The organism is Arthrobacter sp. Helios (genome assembly GCF_023167125.1).
GTDB classification, from domain to species: Bacteria; Actinomycetota; Actinomycetes; order Actinomycetales; family Micrococcaceae; genus Arthrobacter_B; species Arthrobacter_B luteolus.
Genome location: NZ_CP095402.1, coordinates 3,862,735 through 3,882,810, shown reverse-complemented (window position 1 = coordinate 3,882,810; position 20,076 = coordinate 3,862,735). Strand labels below are relative to the sequence as shown.

The following is a 20,076-nucleotide window of genomic DNA, read 5'->3' as shown; positions in this document are numbered from 1 at the left end:
TATTGATATTCCACCCTTGAGCACCCACCGGGGAACATATGTCCCCGATATGGGCATCTCCTGCAAAACACACATCCAGCACTGTGGAAGGACATGGGCCTTGAGGTGCTCCTTAGAAAGGAGGTGATCCAGCCGCACCTTCCGGTACGGCTACCTTGTTACGACTTAGTCCCAATCGCCGGTCCCACCTTCGACGGCTCCCTCCCACAAGGGGTTAGGCCACCGGCTTCGGGTGTTACCAACTTTCGTGACTTGACGGGCGGTGTGTACAAGGCCCGGGAACGTATTCACCGCAGCGTTGCTGATCTGCGATTACTAGCGACTCCAACTTCATGAGGTCGAGTTGCAGACCTCAATCCGAACTGAGACCGGCTTTTTGGGATTAGCTCCACCTCACAGTATCGCAACCCTTTGTACCGGCCATTGTAGCATGCGTGAAGCCCAAGACATAAGGGGCATGATGATTTGACGTCGTCCCCACCTTCCTCCGAGTTGACCCCGGCAGTCTCCTATGAGTCCCCGCCATAACGCGCTGGCAACATAGAACGAGGGTTGCGCTCGTTGCGGGACTTAACCCAACATCTCACGACACGAGCTGACGACAACCATGCACCACCTGTAAACCGGCCACAAGTGGGGGACCTGTTTCCAGGCCTTTCCGGTTCATGTCAAGCCTTGGTAAGGTTCTTCGCGTTGCATCGAATTAATCCGCATGCTCCGCCGCTTGTGCGGGCCCCCGTCAATTCCTTTGAGTTTTAGCCTTGCGGCCGTACTCCCCAGGCGGGGCACTTAATGCGTTAGCTACGGCGCGGAAAACGTGGAATGTCCCCCACACCTAGTGCCCAACGTTTACGGCATGGACTACCAGGGTATCTAATCCTGTTCGCTCCCCATGCTTTCGCTCCTCAGCGTCAGTTACAGCCCAGAGACCTGCCTTCGCCATCGGTGTTCCTCCTGATATCTGCGCATTTCACCGCTACACCAGGAATTCCAGTCTCCCCTACTGCACTCTAGTCTGCCCGTACCCACTGCAGACCCGGGGTTGAGCCCCGGGCTTTCACAGCAGACGCGACAAACCGCCTACGAGCTCTTTACGCCCAATAATTCCGGATAACGCTTGCGCCCTACGTATTACCGCGGCTGCTGGCACGTAGTTAGCCGGCGCTTCTTCTGCAGGTACCGTCACTTTCGCTTCTTCCCTGCTGAAAGAGGTTTACAACCCGAAGGCCGTCATCCCTCACGCGGCGTCGCTGCATCAGGCTTTCGCCCATTGTGCAATATTCCCCACTGCTGCCTCCCGTAGGAGTCTGGGCCGTGTCTCAGTCCCAGTGTGGCCGGTCACCCTCTCAGGCCGGCTACCCGTCGTCGCCTTGGTGGGCCATTACCCCAACCAACAAGCTGATAGGCCGCGAGTCCATCCAAAACCGCATAAAGCTTTCCACCACCATGGCATGCGCCAGGTGGTCGTATCCGGTATTAGACCCAGTTTCCCAGGCTTATCCCGAAGTTAAGGGCAGGTTACTCACGTGTTACTCACCCGTTCGCCACTAATCATTCTGTGCAAGCACAGAAGTCATCGTTCGACTTGCATGTGTTAAGCACGCCGCCAGCGTTCATCCTGAGCCAGGATCAAACTCTCCGTAAATGTGTTACAGACACAAAACCGGAGCCAAGGAAAATTGGCTGCACAGTTCTGCACTAAATTCGAAACCAGCTAAAAAAACCATCCACAGCCCACGGGGTGGGCGGGACAGCCAATTCAACCAATCAAAATAATTGGTATCAATAAACTTGGCACACTATTGAGTTCTCAAACAACAGGTACTTCCGGCACCGGGAGAGCTGGTATTCCGAGGAATTTCTGCTCTCCGTCGCTCCGGAGCAACTTTTCTATCTTAGTACCGCTGGTTCGTCGGTGTCAAACCGGCGATTTGTTCCTGCGGCGCGCTTCCCGATCTCTCGTTCTGCGCGGATATAAACTATAGCACGGTTTGAGCGGGGTCTGAACCGCCCGCAGACCGCCGGCATCCAGCACCCTCCAGCACCCCCGTCTTGTGGCCCGGGGCTCCGGCCCGCAGCCCAGCCATGGGACAGAATCAGACCCCGCCGGACCTACTGCTTAGGCGTTAGGTACAGCACGCCGAGCGGCGGCAACCGCAGCTCGGCGGATGCCGGCTGGCCTTCGAAAGCGCCCTCGACAGCTGTCACGACTCCCAGGTTGCCAACACCGGAACCACCAAACTCCACAGCATCCGTGTTCAGCCGCTCCTCCCATTCGCCGGCCCACGGAAGGCCGACCCGGAACCGCTCGTGCGGGGCGCCGGCGAAGTTGGCGATGCACACCAGCGGATTTCCTTGGTGGTCCCACCGGATGAAGGACAGAACGTTGCGGGCACCGTCGTTCTCATTGATCCACTGGAACCCGGCCGGTTCATTGTCCCGGTCGTAGAGTGCTGGGGTTTCCCGGTAGATGCCGTTGAGCTCCCGGACCAGCAGCTGCACTCCGCGGTGCTGGGGCGTCTCAGTGAGATACCAGTCCAGGCCGTACTGTTCAGACCACTCCGCTTCCTGGCCGAATTCCGTGCCCATAAAGAGCAGCTGCTTGCCCGGGTGCGCCCATTGGAAGGCCAAGTAGGCACGCACATTCGCCAGCTGCTGCCACCGGTCCCCCGGCATCTTGCGCAGCAGCGACCCCTTTCCATGCACCACTTCGTCATGGCTGATGGGCAGCAGGAAGTTCTCGGTGAAGGCGTAGACCAGGGAGAAGGTGAGCTTGGCGTGGTGGTACTTCCGGTTGATCGGATCCTCGGACATGTATTCGAGGGTGTCGTTCATCCAGCCCATGTTCCACTTCAGGCCGAAACCGAGTCCGCCGCTGCTGGTGGGTGAGGTAACACCCGGGAACGCCGTGGATTCCTCGGCGATCATCACGATGCCGGGGACTCGGCGGTAGGCAGTGGCGTTGACCTCCTGCAGGAAAGAAATCGCTTCCAGGTTCTCCCGGCCGCCAAAGGCATTGGGCCGCCATTGGTCGGCGGGCCGGGAATAGTCCAGGTACAGCATGGAGGCGACGGCGTCGACCCGCAGGCCGTCGATGTGGAACTCCTCCAGCCAGTAGATGGCATTGGCGACCAGGAAGTTGCGTACTTCCCGGCGGCCGTAGTCGAAGATGAGGGTTCCCCAGTCGGGCTGCTCGCCGCGCATCGGGTCCGGGTGCTCGTACAGCGGCTGCCCGTCGAAGTTCGCAAGCGCCCAGGAATCTTTCGGGAAATGGCCGGGGACCCAGTCCAGGAGAACACCGATCCCGGCCTGGTGCAGGGTATCGACCAGGTAGCGGAAGTCATCCGGATGCCCGAAGCGGGCGGTCGGGGCGAAGTAACCGGTGATCTGGTAACCCCAGGAACCGCCGAAGGGATGCTCGGCCACCGGCATGAACTCCACATGGGTGAACCCCTGCCAGGTAACGTATTCCGCCAGCTGCTTCGCCAGTTCCCGGTAGTCCAGGCCCAACCGCCAGGAGCCGAGGTGCACCTCATACACGCTCATGGGTGAGTTGTGCGGGTCCCGCTGGGCCCGGGCCTGCATCCAGTCCTGGTCTTCGAACCGGTAGGTGGATTCCACCACCCGTGAGCCGGTCAGCGGCGGTGCTTCGGTTCCTTTGGCCAGTGGATCAGCCTTTTCGCGCCACACGCCGTCCTGGCCGAGGAGCTCGAACTTATAGCGTGCGCCCGGCTCCACGTCCGGAATGAAAATCTCCCAGACCCCGGTGCTGCCCAGCGACCGCATCGCGTGGATCCGGCCGTCCCACCCGTTGAAGTCGCCTTCGACCCGGACGGCCTGGGCATTGGGGGCCCAGACGGCGAAGCTGACGCCGTCCACCTCGCCCAGGACGGATTTGTAGTGGTGCGGATTGGCGCCGAGCACGGTCCACAGCTTTTCGTGCCGGCCTTCGCCGATCAGGTGGAGGTCTATTTCGCCGAGGCTGGGAAGGAACCGGTACGGATCGTCCACCGTGGCGGCAGGGAGCCCTTCATAGACGACCTCGAGCCGGTAGTCCGGGACCTGCCCCGGCGAAGGTGCCGGCGTTGTACCCACCCAGATGCCGTTGTACTCATGGTGCAGGGGCACCCGCCCCTCCGGAGTCACCGCGGTCACTTCCCGGGCCAGCGGACGCAGGGCACGGATGGTCACCGTTCCGTGATCGTCCAGGTGTGCTCCCAGCACGGCATGCGGCTGATAGTAAGTGCCGTGAGAGACGGCAGCCAGGACATGCTCCGGAACGGGCAGCGGGTCCTTGGCGGCGGCTGAGGCCGCCGGCCCGGCGGCATCACCTGCCGCACCGGCGGCAGCGGGCTGCTGCGCAGGGCCCGTTGCCGGTGCACGCTCGCCGGCCTGCCCCGCCGGCGGCACCGCACCGGCGTCGGCGGGCTGTGCGGACTGCGAGGGCTTGGGCTTGGGCTTGGAGAATTCGTTCACGGGGCTCTCTTCCTGGGACTTCGTCGGATCCTGCTGCGACCGGAGTTCTTCGAGTACCTCGCGGGCCGCTGCGGCCGGCACCTCGATCCAGGCGGGGCGGTTGCGGATCTCGTACACAACTTCGTACAGGGCCTTGTCCAGCCACAGGGCAAGGAACAGCGGATCCGCACGGTTGACCTGGGTTCCGGTTTCCTTCTCGTACCCGCGCAGGAACGCATCAGCGGCGCCCTGCGCCCAGTGTTCGGCCTGTGCGCGGCGGGCTTCAAGGTCCTCCGCCTGCTCGGGGCCGGCGCCGGCTGTACCGATCACCGCCACCGCTGCGGCGTAGTCGATGGAGCGAAGCATGCCGACGACGTCGCGCAGGGCGACGTCGGGGACGCTGCGTTCCGCTGCCGGACGAAGCGGTTCACCTTCGAAGTCCAGCACCGTCCAGCCCCGGTCCGCGGAATGCAGTACCTGGCCCAGATGGTAGTCGGCGTGAATGCGCTGCAGGTTCGGCAGCACCTCCAGGTCAGCGACGGTGCCGAGGAGCTGCTCCAGCGTGCCGTCATAGGGACCAACGTAGCTGCGGGCTTCATCCCATTCCCAGCGGATGCGGCGGACAAGGGAGGCGATGAACTCTTCGCGTTCCGCAGGCGGTGGCTGCCTGGCGCCGAAGGCAGCTTCCAGCTGTGCATGGATCCGGCCGGTGACGGCTCCCAGTTCTTCGGCCTCGGCAGTGAAGTCCCGGCCGGCGACTGCGGCAGAGGAGGCAGTGCGCCAGGCGTCTTCGCTGTTCGGGACGAATTCGCGCAGAACGCTGACGTCGCCGCTGACCCATGAGCCGGCCTCGGCGTCGTACACGTCTGCCCAGCTTCCGGTGAGCCAGCCCAGCGTTGCCGGCACGTCCTGGGATCCGCCTGCGGTCAGCTTGGCGCTGACCAGCACGTCCGGGCTTTCACCGGCGGCCAGGACCCGGTAGAACTTCACGATCACGGGCACTCCGGCGGTCAGGGCAATCACCGAGGTGTTGGATTGTTCGCCCTTCAGGACCTGGATGGGCAGCGGCTCCGTGAACGCCGACCAGTCGGCGAATCCGCCCAGGGCATACCCATGGGTCCGGCCGTCAATCGAGTTGGCCTGCGAGCGCATCGTTTCCAGCCAGGCGGTCACAAAGACCGGATCCGCGGTGCCGTCGTAAAGCCACACCTGGCCCTCGCCGGGGAGTTCGGCAGCACCCATCAGCGCCGCTTCAAGATCCGGATCGGGAACGGCACGGGTGGAGACTGGGACACTGATCACGTCCACCCTGCGCCCGGATTCGACGGCGACGAAGTGTACGTGGAGTTCGACGGCTCCCTCGGGATCCTCGAGCTGGATTCCACCCACCCGTTTGAGGCTCACATCCCGTCCCTTGGCCGGGAACCATCGCTGCCGGGGCAGCCAGGCAGTCAGAAGTTCGGGCAGGGACGGAATGGTTTCGCTCATCTGGACGTGGCCTCCGGGGCGAGTATCAACGGAATTGCTTCGGTCTGCGGTGAACTGGTGTTGGACTTCGAGGAGCGCAGCCGCAGCCAGAAGAAGTCGTGGCTGCCCAGGGTCAGGGTGAGCGAGCCGTCCTCCCCGAATGCCGGGAAGGGGGTTCCTCCGAACGCGTCCCGCAGCCCGCGGTTCGCAAATTCCGGCACACTCACTGTCGCGGCCACCGGATGCTGGGAGAGGTTGAAGATGCAGAACATGGTCTCCCCCACCTCGCCCTCCGGGTTGTCCTCGGGCAGTTCGCGCAGGAACGCCAGGACGGCTTCGCTGTCGGTCGGTACGTTGCGGTAGGACCCCATTCCGAAGGACGGATGGGTTTTCCGGACCATGATCATCTGCCGCATCCAGTGCAGCAGCGAACTTGAACTGGCCAGCTGCGCTTCCACGTTGACGTGGTTGTAGTGATAAACCAGCGACTGCACCACCGGCAGGTACACCTTGCCGGGATCGGCGGTGGAGAAACCGGCGTTGCGGTCCGGGTTCCACTGCATGGGAGTACGTGAAGCATCACGGTCTTCCAGCCAGATGTTGTCACCCATGCCGATTTCATCGCCGTAGTAGAGGAACGGACTGCCCGGCAGGGAGAGCAGCAGCGCGTGGATCAGCTCGATCTCCGACCGGGAGTTGTCCAGCAGGGGCGCCAGCCGGCGGCGGATGCCGATGTTGGCCTGCATCCGGGAATCCGGGGCGTACCAGCCCAGCATTGCCTGGCGTTCCTCGTTGGTGACCATCTCCAGGGTCAGTTCATCGTGATTCCGCAGGAAGGTGCCCCACTGCCCGCCCTGCGGGATCTCCGGGGTCTCTTCCATGGTCTGCACGATCGGCGCCGCCTTCTGGTCACGCAGCGCGTAGAACAGCCGGGGCATGATCGGAAAGTGGAAGCACATGTGGCACTCGGGACCGGTTTCGTCGCCGAAATACTCCACCACCTCGTGCGGCATCTGGTTCGCCTCGGCCACAATCACCCGGCCGGGATAGTTCTCGTCCACCATGGTGCGCAGGTCCTTCAGGAACCGGTGGGTGGCGGGCAGGTTCTCGCAGTTGGTGCCGTCTTCCTCGAAGAGATAGGGAATGGCATCCGCGCGGAATCCGTCGATCCCCTGGTCCAGCCAGAAGCGGACGACGTCGAACACCGCTTCGACGACTTTGGGATTCTCAAAATTCAGGTCCGGCTGGTGGCTGAAGAAACGGTGCCAGAAGAACTGGCGCCGGACCGGGTCGAAGGCCCAGTTGGACTCTTCGGTGTCGACGAAAATGATGCGGGCGTCTTCGTATTTCTGGTCGGTGTCGGACCAGACGTAGAAGTCCCCGTAGGGGCCGTCCGGATCATTCCGGGATTCTTCAAACCACGGGTGCTTGTCCGAGGTGTGGTTCAGCGGCAGGTCGATGATGACCCGCAGTCCCCGGGCGTGGGCCTCCGATACCAGGCGTTTGAAGTCGCTGATGGTGCCGAATTCGTTCAGCACGTCGTAGTAGTCCGAGATGTCATATCCGCCGTCCCGCAGCGGGGACTTGAAGAACGGGGGCAGCCAGAGGCAGTCGATTCCCAGCCACTGGAGGTAGTCGAGCTGGTCGATCAGACCGGTGAAATCACCACTGCCGTCTCCGTTGGAGTCCCGGAATCCGCGGACCAGGACTTCGTAGAAGACCGCTTTGCGGTACCAGTTGGGGTCGTTGGTGAGGCCGGGCGCGTGCAGCTGGAACGGATTAACCACTAGCGCCCCCTCCGTACTGCGAGGATATGCGCCGGTTCGTAGTGGGCATCCAGACGGACGTAGTTGTACTGGCCCCAGCGCCAGCTGGCTCCACTGATCAGGTCATCCACCCAGAACGTTCCGTCCTCATTAAAGTCCTGCGGGTCCAGGTCCAGTGCCTCGAGGTCCAGGGTCACGGTGCATTCCCGTGCGCTGTGCGGATCAGTGTTCACGACGATGATGAGAGTGTCCTTACTGCTTGGATCGGATAGCCGGACCTGCTTGTGCTTGGAGTAAACCACCGTGGCCTCGTCGGTGCTCGTGTGGACCGTCAGGTTCTGGAGATCACCCAGGGCAGGGTGCGACCGGCGGATCTGGTTGAGCCTGGTGATGTAGGGAGCCAGGCTTCTGTCCGCCGCCTCCGCAGCGGCGAAGTCACGCTGCTTGTATTCGAACTTCTCGTTGTCCAGATACTCCTCCGCGCCGGGCCGGGCGACGTGTTCGTAGAGTTCAAACCCGGCGTACATGCCCCACAGCGGGCTGGCGGTCGAGGCCAGCACAGCCCGGATCTTGAAGGCGGGCGGACCGCCGTACTGCAGGAATTCGGTCAGGATGTCCGGGGTGTTCACGAAGAAGTTCGGCCGGAAGAAGGCGGCGGTTTCCTGCGAGACCTCGGTGAAGTACTCCTCGATTTCCTTCCGGGTGTTCCGCCAGGTGAAGTAGGTGTAGGACTGCTGGAACCCGGCCATGCCGAGGGCGTGCATCATCGGTGGGCGGGTGAACGCCTCGGCGAGGAAAACGACGTCGGGATGCTGGCGGTTCACCGTCCCGATCAGCCACTCCCAGAAGCGCAGCGGCTTGGTGTGCGGGTTGTCCACCCGGAAGATCTTCACCCCGTGGCTGATCCACATCAGCACGATCCGCAGGATTTCCGCGGACAGACCCTCGTAGTCGTTATCGAAATTCAGCGGATAAATGTCCTGGTATTTCTTTGGCGGGTTCTCCGCGTAGGCGATCGTCCCGTCCACCCGGGTGGTGAACCACTCGGGGTGCTCGGTGACCCAGGGATGGTCCGGCGAGGCCTGCAACGCCAGGTCAATTGCGGTGTCGAGCCCAAGTCCGGCCGCTGTGTCGACAAAATGGTCGAAGTCCGCGAACGTGCCCAGGTCCGGGTGCAGCGCGTCGTGGCCTCCCTCCACCGCGCCAATGGCCCAGGGCGAACCGGGGTCCTGCGGGCCGGCAACCAGGGTGTTGTTCGGCCCCTTCCGGTGCGTGGTGCCGATCGGGTGGATCGGCGGGAGGTAAATGACGTCGAACCCCATGGCGGCGACGCGTTCCAAGCTGCGGGCCGCAGAGCGGAAGGTTCCGGAGGTCCAGGACGCCGTTGCCGGGTCGAAGACCGCGCCTTCGGACCGGGGGAAGAACTCGTACCAGGCGCCGCGTCCGGCCCGGTCGCGTTCCACTTTGACCGGGAACTTCGGTGAAGAGGTGACGAGGTCCCGGATCGGTTCGCGGTCCAGTACGCCGGTCAGTTCGCTCCTGCCGGCAGCAGCCAGACGCGCGCTGGGATCCACCGCGGTGTCGCCCATCACCCGGGCGGTGCCGCGGAGGACTTCCGCGTCCGCTTCGCTTCTGCCCTCCGCCGCGGCGGCAAACAGGGCAGCGCCCTCGGCGAGCATCAGTTCGACGTCGACTCCCGCGGCGATCTTCACCTCGGCGTTGTGGTGCCAGGTTCCGTACAGGTCCGCCCAGCCTTCGACGGCGAACGTGTAGTCCCCCGCCGTTTCCGGCCGCAGCAGTCCCCGCCAGCGGTCAAGGCCCTGCCCCACCGGGCGCATGCGGTGCCGCTGGACCTCCGTGCCGGAGGGGCCGTAGAGCACGGCGGTGACGCCGACCAGATCGTGCCCCTCACGGAAGACGGTGGCCCCGATCACGACGTCCTCTCCCGGAACCGCTTTGGCCGCAAAGCGGCCGCACTCGATCACCGGAGACACGTTTACGATCGGAATCCGGCCAAACCGGAGTTCCGTGGCGGGCTGGACATCAGATGACAACGCGCTGGAAGTGGTCACAGACTAGACGTTAGCGACAATCAGGGCAGATTGCTAAGGCCACGTACCTTTTGCTGCATCGTCACTGGTCAGGGCGTTGCGGTAAATGTTCCTGCAGGTGAGCAGCGGGTCCGCGGATCCAGGTAAATTCCATGTTGCTTTTCTCCGCATTTTTTGTGATTTGCGGCACCCCTGCTGCCATCTGCGCTAGCCTAACGGGGGTGAAGGCAATCCGAAGGTTTACCGTCCGTACTGTCCTCCCCGACACGATAGCGCCGCTGGCCAGACTTGCCGGCAACCTGCGCTGGAGCTGGCACGAGCCCACCAGACAGCTCTTCCAAGATCTGGACCCGGAAATCTGGGCTGCCAGCGGACACGACCCGATCCGTGCCCTCGGCTCGGTCAGCCGGCAGACGCTGGAGCGCATTTCCTCAGACTCCGCGCTGGTCGACCGGATCCGGGAACTCGACGAGAACCTTGAGCACTACCTCACGGCTCCGCGCTGGTACCAGTCTCTCGGCGAGGACGCACCACGGCTCATCGCCTACTTCTCACCCGAATACGGCATCAGCGCGGTCCTGCCCCAGTACTCCGGCGGCCTGGGCATCCTCGCCGGCGACCATCTCAAATCCGCCTCGGACCTGGGTGTCCCCCTGGTGGGGGTTGGCCTGCTCTACCAGGCCGGCTACTTCAAGCAGTCCCTCTCCCGGGACGGCTGGCAGCAGGAAACCTATCCGGTCCTGGACCCGAACGGGCTGCCGCTGACGCTGCTGCGCGAAGAGGACGGAACCCCGGCCCGCATCAGCCTGCCGCTGCCCAACGGCAGGCACCTCATGGCCCAGATCTGGCGGGCCGACGTCGGCCGCGTGCCGTTGCTGCTGCTGGATGCCGATGTCCGGGGCAATGACGACGCCGCGCGCGGGATCACCGACCGGCTGTACGGCGGCGGTGGCGACCACCGACTGCAGCAGGAGCTGCTGCTGGGAATGGGCGGCGTCAAGGCACTGCGCGTTTTTGAACGGCTGACCGGTGCCCCGGCCCCCGAGGTTTTCCACACCAATGAGGGCCACGCAGGGTTCCTCGGAGTGGAGCGGATCCGGGAACTGATGGACACCGGGATGAACTGGGAGGAAGCCCTCACCGCAGCCCGGGCCTCGACCATTTTCACTACCCACACACCGGTCCCGGCAGGAATCGACCGTTTCGATGTGTCTGTGGTGCGCCATTTTCTGGGCGCCGGACTGGCGCAGTCCGTGCCCACCAACAAGGTCATCTCCCTGGGAGCGGAGGATTACGAGGGCGGGGACCCGAACATGTTCAACATGGCGGTGATGGGGCTGCGCCTGGCCCAGCGCGCCAACGGCGTCGCCAAGCTCCACGGCCAGGTGTCCCGGGAAATGTTCTCCGGCCTCTGGCCCGGGTTTGACGTTTCCGAGGTGCCGATCACCTCAGTCACCAATGGTGTGCACGTGCCCACCTGGGTTGATCCGGAGGTCACCGCCCTGGCGCGGCAGCAGCTGGGCGTCGCAGCTGTGCACGACCGTGATTGGGCCCGTGCCTACGAAGTCAGCGACGAGGCCCTCTGGGATCTGCGGCGCAGGATGCGCAGCAACCTGATCGACGACGTCCGGGGACGGGTGCGCTCCGCCTGGCTCAAGCGCGGAGCATCCGATGCTCAGCTCGGCTGGACCGATGATGTGCTGGACCCGGACATTCTGACCATCGGTTTCGCGCGCCGTGTGCCGACCTACAAGCGGCTGACCCTCATGCTGCGGGACCCTGCCCGGCTCAAGGCTCTGCTCCTGCATCCCACCCACCCGGTCCAGGTGATCGTGGCGGGCAAATCGCACCCCGCGGATGAGATGGGCAAGCGCATGATCCAGGACCTGGTGCAGTTCACCGACGACCCGGAGGTCCGGCACCGGATCGTCTTCCTGCCCAACTACGACATCGCCATGGCCCGCACCCTGTTCCCCGGCTGTGACGTCTGGCTGAACAACCCGATCCGGCCGCTGGAAGCCTCCGGCACCTCGGGCATGAAGTCCGCGATCAACGGCGGTCTGAACGTCTCGATCATGGACGGCTGGTGGGACGAGATGTACGACGGCGCCAATGGCTGGGCGATTCCCTCGGCTAATCCCCGGGAAGGCACCCAGACCAGGGAAGTGCATACCGCCGACCAGCGCGACGATATCGAAGCCGCTGCCCTCTATGACCTGCTGGAGAACACCGTTACCCCGTTGTTCTACGGCGCGGAGCTGCCGGGCGCCGCCGGCGCGGCCGGGCCCTCTGAAGCACCGGCGGATTCCCTGCCGCACGAATGGCTGGAGATGGTCAAGCACACGCTGGCCGAGCTGGGCCCGGAGGTTTCCGCCTCCAGGATGCTGCGGGATTACGTCAACAGGCTTTACCGTCCGGCCTGCCAGTCCGGCCGGGCCGCGGCAGCCAACCAGTACCAGGCTGCCAAGGAACTTGCCGCCTGGATCCAGAAGGTGCGGGATGGCTGGTCCGGTGTTTCCGTGGAACACGTGGATTCAATCGGAATCAGCGATGCGCCGCAGATCGGTGACAGCCTTAATATTCAGGCGTATGTGAACCTGGGTTCGCTGAAGCCCTCGGATGTGGTGGTGGAAGTCGCCTACGGGAAGGTCTCCGAAACTGACCGGCTCAGCGATTACCAGTTCCAGGATCTTTCCGTCAGTGAGGATCTGGGCTCGGGCAGGTACCTGTACGCGGGCAGCATCCGGATTGAGCAGGCAGGACCGTTTGGCTACACGGCGCGGGTCCTGCCGGAGCATCCCGGCCTGGCCTCGAAAGCCGAGCTGGGGCTGGTGGTGAACGCCTGACGGTCCTCCGGCGCTGCCCCCGGCTGGCTGGTTCACCGGCGGTGGGCTGCGCTGACCGGCTGACTGGCTGGTTAGGCTGACTGGCTAGGCGCGGTAAACGCTGATCGAGTCCGCCGCCACGCGGTCCGTCTCGCCGCCGGCCAGCCGCGCGCCGTTGCGGCGGCCGTCCGGGTCGGCCGTGGCAGCCAGGAGTTCGTACAGCCGGCCATCGTCGGTGTCGACGCCGGTGGCGTGCAGGGTGTCCCGTCCCGGCAGGACCACGTCCACCGGCTCGGTCTGGCCGTTGATTACCACCAAGCCGGCGCGTTCGCCCTTTGCCGAGCCGAGCAGCAGCTGCAGCACCCGGCAGCCGGGATCGTGCCAGTCGGCTGCTGTCATGGGCTCCCCCGTGGCGCTGAACCACAGCAGGAACGCGTCGCGGGAGTCCGAGGGGAAAGCATAAGGCTGCAGGGCCAGGAACTCGCGGCGGATGCGCAGCAGCCTCCGCGTGGTTTCCAGCATGCGCCGGGCGTCGTCGTCAAGCTCCCAGGACAGCCAGCTGATCCGGTTGTCCTGGCAGTAGGAGTTGTTGTTCCCGTGCTGGCTCCGGCCTGCTTCGTCGCCGGCCGTGATCATGGGGACCCCGACGGAGAACAGCAGGGTTGCCATCAGGTTCCGCGCCGTCTGGGCCCGCCGCACCAGAATCGCGGGATCTTCGGAGGGCCCTTCCATACCGTGGTTCCAGCTGCGGTTGTGGTTGGAGCCATCCCGGTTGTCTTCGCCGTTGGCTTCGTTGTGCTTGTGGTTGTAGGCGGTCAGGTCCGCCATGGTGAACCCGTCGTGGGCCGTCACCAGGTTGACGGAAGACAGCGGTGTGCGGTCGGAGCGGGCGAACAGTTCCGCGGAACCGGCCAGGGCGCCGCCGAGCCGGGCGAGGGATCCGGCCGGTTCTCCGGCGGCCAGGGCGGCCTGGTCCACCAGCCAGAAGTCCCGGACGGTATCCCGGAAATGGTCATTCCAGTCGGCCCAGCCTGGCGGGAAGTTCCCGGTCTGCCAGCCGTCGGGCCCCAGGTCCCATGGCTCGGCGATCAGCTTGATGCCCTGCATTATGGGATCGACGGCCAGGGCGACCAGCAGCGGGTGCCTGCGGTCGTAACGGTTCTCGGCGTCGCGGGCCAGCGTTGGAGCCAGATCGAACCGGAAACCGTCCACGTGGAACTCGCTGACCCAGTAGCGCAGGGAGTCCAGCGCCAGCTGGATCACCCGCGGTTCGCTGAAGTCCAGGGTATTTCCGCACCCGGTGGTATCCAGGTAACGGCCGTCCGCGGTGTGCCGGTAGTACACCTGGTCCCCCAGCCCGCGCCAGCAGAGGGCCGGTTCGTCCTGCGCGCCTTCCGCCGTGTGGTTATACACGACGTCGAGGATCACCTCGATGCCTGCCCGGTGCAGGGCCCTCACCATGGCCTTGACTTCGTCCTGCACGGCCTGCGGGCCGGCTGCCTGCGCTGCTGCGGTGGCGTACCCGGCATGCGGGCTGAAGAACCCGAGGGTGTTGTAGCCCCAGTAATTGCTCAGCCCCAGGTCCTGCAGGTGCGGCTCATCGATGTGGAAGTGCACCGGAAGCAGCTCGACCGCGCTGATGCCGAGCTCCAGGAGGTAACGGATGACCGCCGGATGTCCCATGCCGGCGTAGGTTCCGCGCAGCTCCTCCGGGAGGTCGGGGTGAAGCATGGTCAGTCCGCGGACGTGTGCTTCATAAACGACTGTGTCCCGCCACGGCACATGCGGATGCTGGTCGCTCCCCCAGTCGAAGCCGGACTCCGTGGCGACGGAGAAGTACAGCGGCAGGCCGGTGTCACCGTAGACCGTGTCTATCCCCCGGCCGTACGGGTCCAGCAGCAGCTGGAACGTACCCGGCTCGGCTGGCGGTGGAGCCCCGTGCTGCCGGAACCCGTAGCGGATTCCAGGCGCGAAACCCTCCACCCGGCCATGGTGGATGCCGGCTGACCGGCGCTCCAGGAGGGCAGCAGTCCACCGGCCCGGCGTCCGTTCGAACCAGATATCCACCGCGTCCAGGCCGGGGGCGTATACCGAAACGTTGACGGCTCCCGGCACGTCCGGGACGCCGGCAACACTGTCGTGCACTCCCAGCGGGAATGCCCGGGAGATCCGCTCAGACGGAGTCAGTCTGCCCGGCGTGACGAGGTGTGCCATGGTGCCTCCCGGCGTTCCGTTCGGCTTAGGCGGAACGCTGCCGTGAAACTTCGTAGAGGGTAATCCCCACCGCCATGGAGGCGTTCAGGGATTCCATGGCGGAGTCGATGGGGATGGAGACAATCTGGTCGCAGTTTTCGCGGACCAGCCGGGAAAGCCCCTTGCCTTCCGATCCGACGACGATGCAGACCGGTTCCTTGGCAAGCGCCAGATCCGGCAGGGAAACGTCGCCGTCGCCGTCGAGACCCAGAACGAAGATACCCATCTTCTTGAAAGTCTTCAGCGTGTTGTTCAGGTTGCTGGCGCGTGCCACCGGCACGCGGACAGCCGCACCGGCGCTGGTCTTCCAGGCCGCGGCAGTGACTCCTACGGAACGCCGCTCCGGAACGACCACACCGTGGGCGCTGAACGCGGATGCGGAACGGATGATCGCACCGAGGTTACGCGGATCGGTGATGCCGTCCAAGGCTACGAACAGCGGGGCGTTTTTGATGTGCCCCTTCTTCCAGGCTGCGAGGGTTTCCTCGGCAAGGTCCATCGGATCGGCGTATTCGTACGGCGGGATCTGCAGGACCAGCCCCTGGTGCACGGCCTCGTTGGTCATGCGGTCCAGTTCCGGCTTGTGTGTCTCCATAACCGGCAGCCCGCGCTCGGTGGCCATCTTAAGGGATTCCCGCACCCGGTCATCCATATCGATCCGCACTGCCACGTGCAGGGCCTTGGCCGGAATGCCGGCGCGCAGCGCCTCCACGACGGAGTTGCGCCCGGTGACCACTTCTTCTGCAACCTTGCCCCGGGCCGGAGCGCTCCGGCCTCCCGCGCGCTGCCCGCCGTGCTTGGCGGCAGAGCGCTCTGAAAGCTGCTTGTTCTTGTAGGCCTTGTGGTAGGGGCGGTCCTCGGCCTTGGGCGTGGGGCCCTTACCTTCAAGAGCCTTGCGTCCTAGGCCTCCGGTGCCCTGGCTGGGGCCCTTTTTAGCTTTGCGCATTGCGCCGGGTCGTCCGTTATTGGCCATGGGTTACACCTTAAGTAGAAGAAAGCACTACTTCTAGTTTACGCAGCCCGCCCCCCAGCCGCGTTCCATGCCCAACGTGCGCAGCTGGAACAGGCCGTCTAGCCCGCGTCCAGGGACCAAAACGCGCCGTCGGGCGTGTCCTCAACCACCACTCCGGCTGCTGCCAGCGCGTCTCGGATGGCATCCGCCCGGGCCCAGTCCCTGGCACTGCGGGCCTCGCTGCGTTCCCGCAGCCGATCCTGGATCAGGCTGTCCAGCGCCTGGTGCTCAGGGCCGGATGCCCGCGGCCCTGCCTGCACCGCGTCCAGACCGAGGACCTCCGTCATCGCGCGGACCTGGGCCAGGGCAGTACCCACGGTTTCGAGGTCCGACGCCGCCAGGGCCGTATTGCCGGTGCGCACCGTTTCGTGCAGCACGGCCAGGGCCTGCGGAACATTCAGGTCATCGTCCATGGCTGCGCCGAAAGCTTCCGGCAGATCCGCCGGAGTTCCCTGCACACCCTCGCCCAGTTTGGCAGCGGCCTTGGCGATGAAACCATCGATCCGTTCCACGGCGGCAGCTGCTTCCTGCAGCGAGGTGGGCCGGTAGTCCAGCACGGACCGGTAGTGGGCCTGGCCCAGGTAATACCGGACGACCCGCGGCGAGGCCTCAGCGAGCATCTGCTCAGGGCTGATGGTGTTCCCGATCGACTTGGACATCTTCTCGCCCTCGAAGGTGACCATGCCGTTGTGCATCCAGAAGTTGGCGAAGCCGTCTCCGGCGGCGCGGGACTGCGCCATTTCGTTTTCGTGGTGCGGGAACCGCAGGTCCAGTCCGCCGCCGTGGATGTCGAAGCGCGGGCCGAGGTATTTGGTGACCATTGCGGAGCATTCCAGGTGCCAGCCAGGCCGGCCGCGGCCCCAGGGACTGTCCCAGGCAGCTGTTTCGGGGTCGGTGTCCTTGTGGCCCTTCCACAGGGCGAAGTCCCGCGGATCGCGCTTACCCCGGGGATCGGCGTCGGGCGCTGCCTGCATGTCGTCGATGTTCTGCCGGGTCAGCGAGCCGTATTCGGGCCAGGAGCGGACATCGAAGTAGACGTCGCCGGAGCCATCCGGGGCGGGATAGGCGTGGCCGGCCTCGATGAGCCGCTGGATGAGCGTGTGCATTTCCGGAATATGGCCGGTGGCCCGGGGCTCGTAAGTGGGCCGCTGCACGCCCAGGGTGTCGTAGGCGCGGGAGAATTCCTGCTCGTAGCGGTAGGCCAGGGCCCACCACGGTTCGTCCGGAATGACTCCGGGAGCCGGCTCGGCGCCGGCGGATGCCTCGGCCTTGGCAAGGATTTTGTCATCGATGTCGGTGACGTTGCGGACTGTGGTGACGCGGAAGCCGCGGGCCTGGAGCCAGCGGGTGAGCTGGTCGAAGGCAATCGCGGAGCGGATGTGCCCCACATGCGGCAGGCCCTGCACGGTGGCACCGCAGTAGTACAGGCTGACCTGTCCCGGAATCAGAGGTTCGAAGTCCCGGACCTGCGCGGTTGCTGTGTCATAGAATCTCAGGCTCACTGCTCTAGGCTACCGCCTGCCGCTCCCCGCCCCGGCAGCTTCGTTACGCCTGGTCCGCGGCGACGACGGCCGTGGCGACCGCGGCGAGGCCCTCGCCCCGTCCGGTGAAGCCAAGCCCGTCGGTGGTGGTGGCCGATACACTGACCGGTGCTCCCGCGGCCTCGCTGAGGACAGCCTCGGCTTCGGCACGCCGGGGACTGAACTTTGGGCGGTTGCCGATCAGCTGGACTGAAATGTTCCCGATCCGGAATCCCGCAGCACGCACCAGCCGTGCCGCTTCGGCCAGGAGGACAGTTCCCGCCGCTCCGGCATACTCGGGCCGGGCGGTGCCGAAATGGGTGCCGAGATCCCCAATGCCCGCCGCGGAGAACAGGGCGTCCGCAGCCGCGTGCGCCACAACATCCCCGTCCGAATGCCCGGCCAGGCCGCGCTCATTCTCCCAGTGCAGGCCGGCCACCCAAAGGGGCCGGGGCGCATCAGTGGGGGCGAAGGCATGGACATCGGTCCCGATGCCGGTGCGGGGAAGGGAAGCGGATCCCATGGGTTAGTCCTCCTGCATGCTGGTGCCGTTGGACAGCACGGCTTCAGCGAGCAGCAGGTCCAGCGGAGTGGTGATTTTCAGGGACATTTCGGAACCTTCCACCACGTGCACCGTGGCTCCGAGGCTCTCGGCCAGCATCGCGTCGTCGGTGATCGCCGCTGCCCGCTGCTCGTCAAACTCCGCTGCCGCAGCATGCGCCCGGCGCAGCAGCCCGGCGTCGAACCCCTGCGGCGTCTGGACGGCCCGCAGCGAGGAACGGTCCGGAGTTCCGGTGACACGGAAGGGCGCCAGCGCCGCTTCATCGCCATCCGTGGCCTCCACCGATTTGACCGTGTCAACCACGGGCACCGCTGGAATCACGGCCTCCGCTCCGGCTGCCAGGGCTGAGGCCACCCGGTGGAACACCTGCGCCGGGGCCAGAGCCCGGGCTGCATCGTGGACCAGGACGGCGTGAAGATCCTCCGGGAGCGCGTTCAGCGCCGCGCGGACAGAATCGGAACGGGTGGCACCGCCGTCAACGACGGTGACGGGACAACCCAGCCGGATGGCGGTGCACAGGGCCCGAAGGGCCGCATCGGCTGCCGGAACCGCGACGCTGATGTGGGACGCAACGCCGGAGGCGTCCACCCCGCGCAGGGCGTGCGCCAGGAGCATCTCGCCTGCGAGGGGAACCTGCGCCTTCGGCATACCGTAGCCAAGGCGCTGGCCGGAGCCGCCGGCGACCAGGATGACGCCCACGCGGTACGGGCCGGGAATGGATTCAGACACATCCCAAGCCTAGTGGCCCGCGGTGCCGCCCAGCGCCGGCGCGGCCGTTAAACGGCGATTGCCGCCCCCAATGGGAGCGGCAATCATCAACCGGGTGCCTAGCTGGCCAGGACTTCGTCCAGTACAGCGGCCGCCTGGTCTTCGTCAGTCTTTTCGGCCAGGGCAAGCTCCGAAATAAGAATCTGGCGGGCCTTTGCAAGCATGCGCTTCTCGCCTGCGGAAAGGCCGCGGTCGTGGTCGCGGCGCCACAGGTCGCGGACGACCTCGGCCACCTTGACGACGTCGCCCGAGGCGAGTTTCTCCAGATTTGCCTTGTATCGGCGGGACCAGTTTGTGGGCTCTTCAGTCAGTTCAGCGCGGAGGACATCGAATACGTGCTCGAGACCTTCCTTGCCCACGACGTCGCGCACCCCAACGAGGTCAACGTTTTCAGCCGGTACTTCAATGGTCAGATCACCCTGTGCCACCTTGAGCTTGAGATACATCTTCTCTTCGCCCTTGATGGTCCGCATCTTGATCTCTTCGATCTTCGCGGCACCGTGGTGAGGGTAAACAACTGTTTCGCCAACCTCAAAAACCATGTGGACTTTCCCCTTTCCCGAACCTCAGTTTAGCATGCAAGCGACACGCCGAGAAGAGTTTGTGCAGGTCAGCGGCACGGGCCTGAAAACTGAGTAGTATTCGGCCTCGCACAGGTGCCGATCTGAGTAGTTCCCGCGGGCCCCCGACGTCTCGAAATCCATGTTTTATGGGGAATGCCGATAGGCTATGGAGCAAACGTTCCCCCGGTCCCCCGACCGCCACACTTCAGGAGTTTGTGCTGTGAGATTCACACCCAAGAACCGGACGCGGACCGCTGCCGCCGCCGGTGTTATCGCGCTGTCGCTGCTGGGCGCCACCGGCTGCAGTGCCGTGAACGATCAGGCAACCACCCTGGAGTACTCCCCGTCCGACGGCATCGTCCAGAACATCGGCGATCTGGAACTGCGGAACATCCTCGTGATCAGCGACGGCGACGGCGAGCCCGGCCGACTGCTGGGCACCGTGGCCAACGCGTCCCCGGACCCCATCAACCTTGAACTGTCGATTGGCGGATCACAGCTCACCTGGAACATCCCGGCCGGCGGCAAGGTTGTCTACGACGACGCTCCCCAGTCCGAGGTCCTCGTCCAGACCGTCAACGTGGTTCCCGGCACCGATATCCGGGCCGAAGCCACGGCCGGTTCCGAGACGGCAACACTGAACATTCCCGTGGTCGATGGCCAGGTCCCGTACTACCAGGACTACCTGCCCACGCCGGAGGCCACCCCCACCAGCGAAGCAACCGGTGATGCTTCCGGTGAGGCCACGGCGCCCGCTGCAGGCGAGGCAACCGGCACCCCCACCGGCACCGCTGCTCCGTAACCGGGCCGCAAACAAAGAACCAGTACAAAGGC

Annotated in this window: 11 protein-coding genes and 1 rRNA gene; 2 read left to right on the top strand and 10 right to left on the bottom strand. The window is 64.9% G+C overall.

What is annotated here, in order from left to right; genetic code table 11:
* Window positions 1-116: 116 nt before the first annotated feature.
* The 4 genes from ArtHe_RS17810 to ArtHe_RS17795 all read right to left on the bottom strand — a co-directional run bounded on the left by ArtHe_RS17810 (window position 117) and on the right by ArtHe_RS17795 (window position 9,760).
* Window positions 117-1,645: ribosomal RNA gene (locus tag ArtHe_RS17810) — 16S ribosomal RNA — on the bottom strand.
* A gap of 467 nt (window positions 1,646-2,112) precedes the next feature.
* The gene (glgB, locus tag ArtHe_RS17805; RefSeq protein ID WP_248318183.1) at window positions 2,113-5,943 is read right to left on the bottom strand and encodes a 1,4-alpha-glucan branching protein GlgB; all 3,831 of its coding nucleotides are present in this window, start codon (window positions 5,941-5,943) and stop codon (window positions 2,113-2,115) included.
* A complete protein-coding gene (gene treS, locus ArtHe_RS17800) occupies window positions 5,940-7,709 on the bottom strand; it encodes a maltose alpha-D-glucosyltransferase (RefSeq protein ID WP_066300182.1) in 1,770 nt (589 codons plus the stop codon). The genes glgB and treS overlap by 4 nt, the downstream gene beginning before the upstream one ends.
* Window positions 7,709-9,760, bottom strand: a complete 2,052-nt coding sequence (locus ArtHe_RS17795; protein ID WP_248318182.1) for an alpha-1,4-glucan--maltose-1-phosphate maltosyltransferase — start codon at window positions 9,758-9,760, stop codon at window positions 7,709-7,711. Before ArtHe_RS17795 ends, treS begins: the two co-directional genes overlap by 1 nt.
* 200 nt (window positions 9,761-9,960) lie before the next feature.
* On the opposite strand from ArtHe_RS17795, the gene glgP reads away from it, so the two are divergent.
* Window positions 9,961-12,585: an alpha-glucan family phosphorylase gene (gene glgP, locus ArtHe_RS17790; protein WP_248318181.1), complete on the top strand. Its 2,625-nt coding sequence runs from the start codon at window positions 9,961-9,963 to the stop codon at window positions 12,583-12,585.
* 84 nt (window positions 12,586-12,669) lie between these two features.
* On the opposite strand, the gene glgX is transcribed toward glgP, so the two are convergent.
* The 6 genes from glgX to ArtHe_RS17760 form a co-directional block, all read right to left on the bottom strand.
* Window positions 12,670-14,778, bottom strand: coding sequence for a glycogen debranching protein GlgX (glgX, locus tag ArtHe_RS17785; RefSeq protein WP_248318180.1), 2,109 nt, complete (start codon window positions 14,776-14,778; stop codon window positions 12,670-12,672).
* A gap of 25 nt (window positions 14,779-14,803) precedes the next feature.
* Window positions 14,804-15,790, bottom strand: coding sequence for a 23S rRNA (guanosine(2251)-2'-O)-methyltransferase RlmB (rlmB, locus tag ArtHe_RS17780; RefSeq protein ID WP_248318179.1), 987 nt, complete (start codon window positions 15,788-15,790; stop codon window positions 14,804-14,806).
* A 98-nt stretch (window positions 15,791-15,888) separates the two neighbouring features.
* Window positions 15,889-17,331 carry a cysteine--tRNA ligase gene (gene cysS / locus ArtHe_RS17775; protein WP_248318178.1) on the bottom strand — a complete coding sequence of 481 codons (1,443 nt, stop codon included), beginning with the start codon at window positions 17,329-17,331 and terminating at the stop codon, window positions 15,889-15,891.
* Window positions 17,332-17,374: 43 nt separating this feature from the next.
* Window positions 17,375-17,872 carry a 2-C-methyl-D-erythritol 2,4-cyclodiphosphate synthase gene (ispF, locus tag ArtHe_RS17770; protein ID WP_248318177.1) on the bottom strand — a complete coding sequence of 166 codons (498 nt, stop codon included), beginning with the start codon at window positions 17,870-17,872 and terminating at the stop codon, window positions 17,375-17,377.
* A gap of 3 nt (window positions 17,873-17,875) precedes the next feature.
* Entirely contained in the window at window positions 17,876-18,640 is a 765-nt protein-coding gene (ispD, locus tag ArtHe_RS17765; RefSeq protein WP_066300161.1) for a 2-C-methyl-D-erythritol 4-phosphate cytidylyltransferase, read from the bottom strand.
* Window positions 18,641-18,738: 98 nt separating this feature from the next.
* Window positions 18,739-19,221, bottom strand: a complete 483-nt coding sequence (locus ArtHe_RS17760; RefSeq protein WP_066300159.1) for a CarD family transcriptional regulator — start codon at window positions 19,219-19,221, stop codon at window positions 18,739-18,741.
* Between the two features lie 241 nt (window positions 19,222-19,462).
* Here ArtHe_RS17760 and ArtHe_RS17755 point away from each other — a divergent pair, with 241 nt between their 5' ends.
* On the top strand, window positions 19,463-20,044 hold the full coding sequence (locus ArtHe_RS17755; protein WP_248318176.1) for a hypothetical protein: 582 nt from the start codon (window positions 19,463-19,465) through the stop codon (window positions 20,042-20,044).
* The last annotated feature ends 32 nt before the right edge of the window (window positions 20,045-20,076 follow it).